Raw genomic sequence first — 9,697 nt, 5'->3', positions numbered from 1 at the left:
AGACGCCGCTGCGGTACAGGCCGGCGGCGTGTGCGGTCACCGCCAGCACCGACAGCGGGTACTGGCCGGCGTTGAGGGCCTTGGAGTAGGTCTCCATGTCCGGGGCATCGGCGTCCTGGCGACCGACAGCACGCCGTGCGCGCGCAGGCCGGCCTGGATCGAATCGACCAGCAGCAGGGCGCCGTGTTCGCGGGTCAGCCGGCGGGCGGCGTCGTAGAACGCGCGGGGCAGGGCGCGGCCGGGGTCGCCTTCGCCCATCACCGGCTCCAGGAACACCGCCTCGACGAACCAGCCGTTGGCCGCGGCGTCGGCGAACGCCTGCTCCAGCGCGGCGACATCGTAGGGCGGTACCGCGATCAGCGAATCCTCGTCGCGGTAGCTGGCCAGGTGCTGGCGGTAGGTCTTGCGCGTGGAATCCGAATACAGCGCCGGGCGCTCGGTGCGACCGTGGAAGCTGCCCTTGACCACGATGCGCTTCACGGTGGCACCGGCGTGGCGCGCGCCCGGGTCGGTCTGCAGTTTGGTGTTGATGTCGGCGATGCGTGCGGCCAGGCCGACCGACTCCGAGCCGGAATTCAGGCACAGGAAGCTGGCGAACGGGTTGCCGTCGCCTGCGGAAGAACGGGTGTGGCCGATTTCCTTGCGGATCGCGCGCTCGAAGCGCAGTTGCGACAGGCTCGGCGTCATGATGTTGGCCATCGGCTGCGGCTTCGCCATCGCCTCGATCACGGCGGCTGGCGCATGACCGAGGCCGAGCATGCCGTAGCCGCCGGAGTCGTGCAGCACGGCGCCCTTGAGGGTGACGATCCATGGGCCGCTGGCGGTCAGGGCGACATAGGGGTTCACGCCATCGGTGGGGTAGAAGTTCACGAAGCCGGCCTGGACCGCCTCGATCTGCGCGGCCTCGTCGAGATCGAGCAGCTCGGCGAACTCGTCGCGCAGATGCGCGTGCGCCTGCGCGGCCGCGGCGATCGCGGCGTTGAGGTCGGCATCGTCGGCGAAGCGCGCCAGGGTGGTGTCGTCCAGGCCGACGGTGCGGCGCGCACCGGCATGGGCGCGGAGGGGGGCGAGGGGGGCGGTCACGGCCATCGTGGAACTCCGGTACGTTGCGTCGATTCCCTATTATTTCGGACAGGATCGTCGATCGACAGTCGCGATTTGGACGAAAAATGGCATTATTTCGTCGAATCGACGAAATTCGGGGGTGCGCATGAAGCTGTCCGATGCCGACCAGCGTCTGCTGTCCGTGCTGCGCGAGGACGCGCGCGCGTCCACGGCCGAGATCGCGCGCCGTCTGGGGGTGTCGCGCACCACGGTGCACAGTCGCATCGAGCGTCTGGAGCGCGAGGGGGTGATCGCGGGTTATACGGTGCGCGTGGGCGAGGGCGTCGAAAGTGGCCACATCCGCGCGCACATCACGATCACCGCGGTGCCCAAGCAGGCGCCTGCGGTGGTCGACGCGCTGCACGCCATGCCGGAGATCCGCACGCTGCATTCGGTCAGCGGGCCGTTCGATCTGGTCGCGCTGGGGGTGGCGCCGACGGTGGGCGAGATCGATGCCCTGACCGACCGGATCGGTGCCCTCGACGGCGTGGAGCGCACCACCTCGGCGATCGTGCTGTCGGTGAAGTTCGAGCGCTGAGTGCCGGGCACGTCCCGTACGTTCCGCGAGCACAGCCCCGTCGGGACCGGCGGCCTCCTCGGCGAAATCAAGGAGGAGGCAGCCGCGCACGCGGCTGCCGGGGGACATTCGCGCGAGGAGGCCACCGGTTTCGACGGGGCCCATCAGGTCGCGACGATGCAAGGCGACGCGGCCCGTCCGGCGCGCGAATGCGTTCTGCTCCCGACGACGACCGGCCTCGACAGTCGGCCGGATCGCGATGGCGACGAGGCGGGGCGGGGCGGGGCGCGCGATGCGCCGGGGTGTCCGCTCGAAAGCGCATGCTGTCGAGCAAGGCCCGGGCCGCCGGCGATGCGGGGCTGTTGCCGGAGGCATGACCCCGCGCCCGGGAGAAATACCTAAAATGCACGGTTCCGCCACCCGCCGCCCGTTCTCTTGAAGAAGTCCGATTTCCACTTCGACCTGCCGCCGGAGCTGATCGCCCAGGCCCCCCTGGCCGAGCGTTCCGCCAGCCGCCTGCTGGTCGTGCCGGCCGGACAGGGCGCATTCGACGACCGCCACGTCGCGGACCTGCCGGACCTGCTGCAGCCCGGCGATCTTCTGATCTTCAACGACACCCGGGTGATTCCCGCGCGCCTGTTCGGGCGGAAGGCCACCGGTGGGCGCGTCGAGATCCTCATCGAGCGCCTGCTGTCCGACGACGAGGCGCGCGTGCAACTGGGTGCCAGCAAGCCCAGTCGCCCCGGCACGCGCATCGCGCTCGAGGCCGGCGGCGAGGCCGAGGTGCTCGGACGCGACGACGAGTTCTACCGCCTGCGCTTCACTGTCGGCGAGGCGCTGGAGTCCTGGCTGTACCGGGCGGGGCGCATGCCGTTGCCGCCCTACATCGAGCGCGCACCCGACGCCGACGACGACGCGCGTTACCAGACCGTGTTCGCACGCCGCGTCGGCGCGGTGGCCGCGCCCACGGCCGGACTGCATTTCGACGAGCCGTTGCTCGAACGCCTGCGCACGCGTGGCATCGGGTTCGGCCACGTCACCCTGCACGTCGGGGCGGGCACGTTCCAGTCGATGCGCGTCGACGACATCCGCGACCACCGCATGCACGCCGAGTGGCTGGAGGTCGGTGCCGAACTGATCGCACGCATCCACGCCACGCGCGCGGCGGGCGGGCGTGTGGTCGCGGTGGGGACCACCGTGGTGCGCGCACTGGAGAGTGCGATGGTCGACGGCGCGCTGCAGCCGTTCTCCGGCGAGACCCGCATCTTCATCTACCCGGGCTACCGGATCCGCAGCGTCGATGCGCTGGTGACCAATTTCCATCTGCCCGAGTCCACGTTGCTGATGCTGGTCTCGGCGTTCGCCGGCCGCGCGCGCGTGGCCGACGCCTATGCGCACGCGGTGCGCGAGCGCTATCGCTTCTTTTCCTACGGCGACGCGATGCTGTTGTCGCCGCAACCCGACGACGCCCCGGGCCCGGCCGCGGCGTCCGCGCGCGACGCCCCCTAAAATGCACCGTCCCGGCGCCCTGATGCCGGCACCGTACCCGCCATTCGCCATCCGATGCCTTTTCTGGAGATGCCCATGCGCACGCCTTCGTCCACCGCCCGCCCGCGGGGGTTCGCCCGGATCGTCTCGCCGCTCGCCGCGTGTGCGGCCCTGCTGTTGGCGGCCTGCTCGCAGGAGCCCGCCGCACCTGCCGCGGCCGGCGCCGAAGGCGTTGCCGGCGCGGGTGAGGTGAACCTGTACACCACGCGCGAGCCGGGTCTGATCCAGCCGCTGCTCGACGCGTTCACCGCCGACACCGGCGTCCGCGTCAACACCGTGCTGCTCAAGGACGGCCTGGCCGAGCGCCTGCAGGCCGAAGGCGCGCGTTCGGCCGCCGACGTACTGATGACAGTGGACACCGGGCGCCTGCTCGACGTGGTCGAGGCCGGGCATGCGCAGCCCGTCGATTCCGAGGTGCTGGAGGCGGCGATTCCCGAGTACCTGCGTGGCGACGACGGCCAGTGGTTCGCGCTGTCGCTGCGCGACCGCGTGCTGTACGCCGACAAGGATCTCGACCTGGCCGGCTTCACCTACGAGCGTTTGGCCGACCCGGAATGGAAGGGACGGATATGCATCCGCTCCGGGCAGCATCCGTACAACACCAGCCTGTTCGCGGCGATGATCGCCCACCACGGTGCCGAGGCGGCCGAGACCTGGCTGCGCGGCGTCCACGCCAACCTCGCGCGGCGTGCCACCGGCGGCGACCGCGATGTCGCCCGCGACATCCTCGCCGGCATCTGCGACATCGGCATCGCCAACGCCTATTACGTCGGCCGGATGAAGAACGCCGAGCCGGGCTCCGAGCAGCACCAGTGGGGCGAGGCGATCCAGGTCGTGCGCCCGGTGTTCGACGTCGCCGGCGGCGGCACCCACGTCAACATCAGCGGTGCGGCGGTCGCGCGCCACGCGCCCAACCGCGACAACGCGGTGCGGCTGCTGGAGTACCTGGTGTCGGACGATGCGCAGAGCCTGTATGCGCGGGCGAACTACGAGGTGCCGGTGCGCGCGGGCGTCGAGCTGGACCCGGTGGTGGCGAGTTTCGGCGAGATGGTCGTCGATCCGTTGCCGCTGACCGAGATCGCCGCGCATCGCCGCGAGGCCAGCCAACTGGTGGACAAGGTCGGCTTCGATCGCTGATCGCGAGCGCGTGCCGGTGAGGGCGACGGCGCCCCGGGTTCTCCGTGCGGCTCTGCCGGTATCGGCGTGGCCGCTCGCGTGCAGGCCAGGCATGCGGGCGTCGTCGGCGGTGTATCCGCCGCACGCGTGGATGCCGTCGCCTGCGCTGCCGTTGCGGCGGGAGGATCGCGTACCTGCACGGTGGATGCCGATGAGCATCGCGTCGCCCGCTCACGTCGACCGGTGCCCGCTTCGCTGCCGGCCAGCGCGGGCGGGACGGTGAGCGCCGCCCGCGCCCAAGGCGCGCCGCATGCCGCGTCCGCGCGACACGTCGCCGGGCGCTGGCCCGATGGCTGGTTGCTGGGATCGCTCGCGGCTGCGCTCGCCGTCCTGCTGCCGATTATCGCCCTGGGCTGGGTGGCGGTGCAGGGCAGCGCGGGCCTTTGGACGCACATCGGCACCACCGTGCTGCCGCATGCGGCGTGGAACACGCTGCTGCTGTTGGCCGGCGTCGGGGTGCTGGCGGGAATGCTGGGCGTGGGCAGCGCCTGGCTGGTGACCGCGTACGACTTTCCCGGCCGCCGGGTGCTGTCCTGGGCATTGCTGCTGCCGCTGGCGGTGCCGACCTACATCGTCGCCTTCGCCTATCTCGATCTGCTGCATCCGCTCGGGCCGGTACAGGGCGCGATCCGCGGCCTGCTCGGCTACGCCAGCCCGCGCGATTTCCGCCTCCCCGATATCCGCAATCTGGCGGGCTGTATCGTGCTGCTGGCGTTCGTGCTGTACCCCTATGTGTATCTGACCACGCGCGCCTTGTTCATGACCCAGGCCGCCAGCCTGCTGGAGGCGGGGCGCACGCTCGGCGCCAGCCGCGCGGGCGTGTTCTGGCGGGTGGCGCTGCCGCTGGCGCGTCCGGCCATCGCGATTGGATTGGCGCTGGCGCTGCTGGAGACGCTCAACGACATCGGCGCGTCGGAGTTCCTCGGCGTGCAGACGCTGACGGTGGCCGTCTACACGACCTGGGTCAGTCGCGGCGATCTGCCCGGCGCCGCGCAGATCGCGCTGGCGATGCTGGCGTTGACGGCGCTGCTGATCGTGCTGGAGCGCTACGGGCGGCGGCGGCAGCGCTATGCGGCCGTGCAGCGCCTGCGTCCGATGCGGCCGTACCGGCTGGAAGGGGGCGCGGCGGCCGTCGCGTTCGCGCTCGGAGCGGTGCCGGTCACGGTCGGCTTCGTCGCGCCCGCCGGTCATCTGCTGTGGGAGAGCACCGGGCGTATGCGCCTGCACGGCGTCTCGTCGCAGTTATGGGCGGCGACCTGGAACACGCTGTCGATCGCGCTGGCCGCCACGGCGCTCGCGGTGCTGGTCGGGTTGGTGGTGGCGTGGGCGGTGCGCCTGTCTCAGGCGCGGCGTCGCCCCCGCCTGGCCGCGGCCAGCCTGCGCATCGCCAGCCTGGGCTACGCCGTGCCCGGCACCGTGCTGGCGATCGGCCTGCTGCTGCCGATCGCGTGGTTCGACGATCTCGCCAATGTCGCCGTGACCCTCGCCGGCGGAGCGCCGCGCATGATCCTGATGGGCAGCGTCGCCGCACTGGTGATCGCCTGCACGCTGCGTTTCCTGGCGGTCTCGATCGGCAGCATCGAGGCCGGGCTGACCCGGATCCCGGCCTCACTCGACCAGGCCGCGGCCACACTCGGCGAGCGGCCCGGCGGCGCATTGCGGCGCGTGCACCTGCCGTTGCTGCGGCCGGCGGTGGCGGCCGGTGCCTTGCTGGTGTTCGTCGATACCATGAAGGAATTGCCGGCGACGCTGGTGCTGCGGCCGATGAACTTCGAAACCCTGGCCACCTGGTTGTACGCCGAAGCCGCACGCGGCACGTACGAAGAAGGTGCCGTGGCCGCGCTGCTGATCGTGGCCGTGGGCCTGCTGCCGGTGATCGTGCTGGCCCGTGCCGGCACGCGCGATGGAGACCGACCTTGAACGATGCTGCTTCCACCGTGCCGGCGCTGTTGCGGCTCGACACGCTCCGCGTCGGCTATGCGGCCGTGGGCGGCCTGCACATTGCCGTCGACGGGGTGTCGCTGACGTTGGCGCGCGGCGAGATCGGCAGTCTGCTGGGGCCCTCGGGTTGCGGAAAGACCACGGTGCTGCGCGCGATCGCGGGCTTCGAGCCATTGCAGGCCGGCCGTGTCGAGCTGGACGGCGTCGTGCTCGCGGACGCGCGCAGCGCGCTGCCGCCGGAGCGTCGGCGCGTCGGCATGATGTTCCAGGACTATGCGCTGTTTCCCCATCTCGACGTCGCCGGCAACGTGGGCTTCGGCGTGCGCGCGCCGTCGCGCGCGGCGCGCCAGGCCCGCGTGCGCGAGGCGCTGGAACGGGTCGGCCTGGCCGATCATGCGGCGCGCTATCCGCACGAGCTGTCGGGCGGCCAGCAGCAGCGCGTGGCGCTGGCCCGCGCGCTGGCGCCGGATCCGGCCCTGCTGTTGCTCGACGAACCCTTTTCCAACCTCGACATCGACACCCGCCAGCGGCTCGCCGGGGAGTTGCGCGCGCTGCTCAAGGCGGCCGGCACCACGGTGCTGATGGTCACCCACGACCAGGCCGAGGCCTTCGCCATGGCCGACCGGATCGGAGTGATGCACGCGGGCAGGCTGCTGCAGTGGGACGACGCGGAGACGCTGTACCGGCATCCGGTCGACCGCTTCGTCGCCGGCTTCGTGGGCCGGGGCGCGCTGGTGCACGGTGCGCCGCTCGGTCTCGGCGAGGATGTCGACGTGTTGCTGCGGCCGGAATCCGTCGTCGTGGAGGCGGGCGGTCCGATCCGGGCGCACGTGGTCGATACGGCGTTCCGAGGCCCCGGCTTCGTCGCTCGGGCCCGGCTGGCCGACGACAGCGTGATCGAGCTGGAACTGCCGCCCGGATGCGCCGTGCGGCCGGGAGACACACTCGGCCTGCGTTTGATCGACGACGATCCGGTCGGCTTTCCGCGCTGAGCGCGCGGCTGTTCAGGGGACCAGATCCGTCGCGGCCAGGCTGCTGCCGTCCATGCGCATCGGGAACGAACCGTGCTCGTGCACGATGCGCCAGCGCCCGTCGCGGCGGGCAAGGACGGTCGTGCTGCGCGTCCAGACGTCCACCGGCCCTTCGCCACGCTTGATGCCGCGGATACGCAGCAGGCCATGGACGACGGCGAGGTCGCCGTCGGAGCGCACGCTGGGTGCATCGTCCAACTCCGCGCGGACGGGCCCGTCCCAGGTGTCGAGCCAGGCCTGCAACGCATGCGGATCGCGGGCCGCGTCTCCCGACACCGCCAGCGGGGGTGCGATGGCGTAGTCGACCATGTCGGCGTCCATGTCGGCGACGGCGCCCGGTGCGTCGCCCGCGTGGATGGCGCGTTCGCGCCGGCGCAGGGTGTCGAGGATGGCGTTGCGGGTCGGGTCGGACATGGTGGGCTCCTGTACGGGCCGGAAGGGCTCGCTGTCTGGGGCGACGACCGGGAGCGGCGCGTTTCGACAATGCGTCGGTGTTCCGGTTGCCGGCGCCGTAGCCGCCGGCGCCCGTCGTGCCGGGTCGATGGCGGTCGACCCGTGCCCGGCGTTTCCGTCCGCGCCGGCGATCCGCGACAATGGCCGGCCCTCGTCCAGCCGCGACGCGACCGCGTCGCCTGCCATGTCCCGACTCCGTTTCGACCTGCTCACCCGCGACGGCGCCGCCCGTCGCGGCCGCCTCACGTTCCCCCGCGGCACCGTGGAGACCCCGGCCTTCATGCCGGTGGGCACCTACGGCACGGTCAAGGGCATGCTGCCCGGGCAGATCCGCGACATCGGTGCGGAGATCATCCTCGGCAACACCTTCCACCTGTTTCTCCGTCCCGGGCTCGAGGTCATCGAGGCCCATGGCGGCCTGCACGGCTTCGCCCGCTGGGACGGCCCGATCCTCACCGATTCCGGCGGGTTCCAGGTGTTCTCGCTCGCGCACAAGCGCAAGATCACCGAGCAGGGGGTGACCTTCGCCGCGCCGACCGACGGCTCGAAGGTGTTCCTCGGGCCGGAAGAGAGCATGCGGATCCAGAAAGTGCTGGACTCGGACATCGTGATGATCTTCGACGAATGCCCGCCGGTGCACATCGACGGCAAGCCGGTCGACGTGCGGGTGATCGAGCGCTCGATGGAGCTGTCGCTGCGCTGGGCCGAGCGCTCGAAGCGCGCCCACGAAGGCAATGACGCCGCGCTGTTCGGCATCGTCCAGGGCGGGGTGCACCACGACCTGCGCACGCGCTCGGCCGACGGGCTCAAGGCGATCGGCTTCGACGGCTACGCCATCGGCGGTCTGGCGGTGGGCGAGACCGAGGCCGAGCGCAACGCGATGCTCGACCACACTGCGCCGCAACTGCCCGAGGATCGCCCGCGCTATCTGATGGGCGTGGGCCGGCCGGAAGATCTGGTGGAAGCCGTGGCCCGCGGCGTGGACATGTTCGATTGCGTCATGCCGACGCGGAACGCGCGCAACGGCCACTACTTCACGTCCGACGGGGCGATCCGGATCCGCAACGCCAAGTACGAGCGCGATCTGCGACCGATCGAGGAAGGCTGCGGCTGCCCGACCTGTACGGGCGGCTACAGCCGGGCCTACCTGCGCCACCTCGACCGCTGCAACGAGATGCTCGGCCCGATCCTGGGCACCCTGCACAACCTCTGGCACTACCAGAAGCTGATGGCGGACATGCGCGAGGCGATCGCCTCGGGAACCTTCCAGGCCTTCCGCGAGTCCTTCTACGCACGCCGCGGCGCCTGAGCGTCCGGCCAGGGGTTCCTGGCGCCGGCACCGGCCCGTGACGGCCCGGCAACCGGGGGCGGGGTGGTTCCCCGCCAGATCCGGACCGTGCCCAGGCCTGCGCACGCCCGGCGGCCAGACCCCACGCGTGGCATAATCGCCCGCTGTTTTGCTCAAATCTCAACGGACCTCAAGAATGAACCTGCTGGATTTCGTGATCGCTCCTGCCTACGCGGCCCCGGCACCGGCCGGCCCGAGCCTGCTGTCGACGCTGATGTTCCCGATCATCCTGATCGCGATCATGTACTTCCTGATGATCCGTCCGCAGATGAAGCGCGCCAAGGAACACCGCGGCATGCTGGAGAAGCTGTCGGTGGGCGACGAGGTCATCACCGGCGGCGGCATCGCCGGCACCGTGCGCACCATCGGCGAGAGCTTCGTCACCGTCGAGGTCGCCAACGGCGTCGAGATCCGTGTGCAGAAGGGCTCGATCGGCAACGTGCTGCCCAAGGGCACCCTGAAATCGGCCTGACCCGCGCCGCAGGCCCTTGACGGCCCGCGACCGCCCCGGACGCGCTTCCCGCCCGGCACCGACTCCCCCTCTCCCGCCCGCGGGAGAGGGCAAGGGGTGAGGGCCGC

The 9,697-nt window shown here is 71.2% G+C and carries 8 protein-coding genes and 1 pseudogene; 7 read left to right on the top strand and 2 right to left on the bottom strand.

Annotated elements, in window-relative coordinates; all coding sequences use genetic code 11:
• Nucleotides 1-117: 117 nt before the first annotated feature.
• Nucleotides 118-1,089, bottom strand: a pseudogene (locus RG19_RS09330) (aminotransferase class III-fold pyridoxal phosphate-dependent enzyme); the annotation flags it as partial.
• Between the two features lie 121 nt (nt 1,090-1,210).
• Here RG19_RS09330 and RG19_RS09325 point away from each other — a divergent pair.
• The 5 genes from RG19_RS09325 to RG19_RS09305 all read left to right on the top strand — a co-directional run bounded on the left by RG19_RS09325 (nt 1,211) and on the right by RG19_RS09305 (nt 7,278).
• On the top strand, nt 1,211-1,642 hold the full coding sequence (locus RG19_RS09325; RefSeq protein ID WP_058835036.1) for an Lrp/AsnC family transcriptional regulator: 432 nt from the start codon (nt 1,211-1,213) through the stop codon (nt 1,640-1,642).
• 414 nt (nt 1,643-2,056) lie between these two features.
• The gene (gene queA / locus RG19_RS09320; RefSeq protein ID WP_058835035.1) at nt 2,057-3,130 is read left to right on the top strand and encodes a tRNA preQ1(34) S-adenosylmethionine ribosyltransferase-isomerase QueA; all 1,074 of its coding nucleotides are present in this window, start codon (nt 2,057-2,059) and stop codon (nt 3,128-3,130) included.
• A 75-nt stretch (nt 3,131-3,205) separates the two neighbouring features.
• Entirely contained in the window at nt 3,206-4,306 is a 1,101-nt protein-coding gene (locus RG19_RS09315; RefSeq protein WP_058836524.1) for a Fe(3+) ABC transporter substrate-binding protein, read from the top strand.
• Between the two features lie 222 nt (nt 4,307-4,528).
• The gene (locus tag RG19_RS09310) at nt 4,529-6,265 is read left to right on the top strand and encodes an ABC transporter permease (RefSeq protein ID WP_202905328.1); all 1,737 of its coding nucleotides are present in this window, start codon (nt 4,529-4,531) and stop codon (nt 6,263-6,265) included.
• Nucleotides 6,262-7,278, top strand: a complete 1,017-nt coding sequence (locus RG19_RS09305; protein WP_058835034.1) for an ABC transporter ATP-binding protein — start codon at nt 6,262-6,264, stop codon at nt 7,276-7,278. The genes RG19_RS09310 and RG19_RS09305 overlap by 4 nt, the downstream gene beginning before the upstream one ends.
• Nucleotides 7,279-7,290: 12 nt before the next feature.
• Here the strand turns inward: RG19_RS09305 and RG19_RS17890 are convergent, their stop codons facing one another.
• On the bottom strand, nt 7,291-7,731 hold the full coding sequence (locus RG19_RS17890; protein WP_058835033.1) for a YybH family protein: 441 nt from the start codon (nt 7,729-7,731) through the stop codon (nt 7,291-7,293).
• Nucleotides 7,732-7,954: 223 nt separating this feature from the next.
• On the opposite strand from RG19_RS17890, the gene tgt reads away from it, so the two are divergent.
• Both tgt and yajC read left to right on the top strand, forming a co-directional pair.
• On the top strand, nt 7,955-9,079 hold the full coding sequence (gene tgt / locus RG19_RS09295) for a tRNA guanosine(34) transglycosylase Tgt (RefSeq protein WP_058836522.1): 1,125 nt from the start codon (nt 7,955-7,957) through the stop codon (nt 9,077-9,079).
• A gap of 175 nt (nt 9,080-9,254) precedes the next feature.
• A complete protein-coding gene (gene yajC / locus RG19_RS09290; RefSeq protein WP_058835032.1) occupies nt 9,255-9,590 on the top strand; it encodes a preprotein translocase subunit YajC in 336 nt (111 codons plus the stop codon).
• Nucleotides 9,591-9,697 lie beyond the last annotated feature (107 nt).

The sequence above is a fragment of the Luteimonas abyssi genome, assembly GCF_001482195.1.
GTDB classification, from domain to species: Bacteria; Pseudomonadota; Gammaproteobacteria; order Xanthomonadales; family Xanthomonadaceae; genus Luteimonas; species Luteimonas abyssi.
Note: the sequence above shows the minus strand (reverse complement) of the source record. Positions and strands in the feature narration are given on the sequence as shown.

What these genes read in the sequence shown, in the direction of transcription:
- RG19_RS09325 (WP_058835036.1), top strand. Translation starts at nt 1,211, where the DNA reads ATGAAGCTGTCCGATGCCGACCAGCGTCTGCTGTCCGTGCTGCGCGAG.
- RG19_RS09315 (WP_058836524.1), top strand. Translation starts at nt 3,206, where the DNA reads ATGCGCACGCCTTCGTCCACCGCCCGCCCGCGGGGGTTCGCCCGGATC.
- RG19_RS17890 (WP_058835033.1), bottom strand. Translation starts at nt 7,731, where the DNA reads ATGTCCGACCCGACCCGCAACGCCATCCTCGACACCCTGCGCCGGCGC.
- tgt (WP_058836522.1), top strand. Translation starts at nt 7,955, where the DNA reads ATGTCCCGACTCCGTTTCGACCTGCTCACCCGCGACGGCGCCGCCCGT.
- yajC (WP_058835032.1), top strand. Translation starts at nt 9,255, where the DNA reads ATGAACCTGCTGGATTTCGTGATCGCTCCTGCCTACGCGGCCCCGGCA.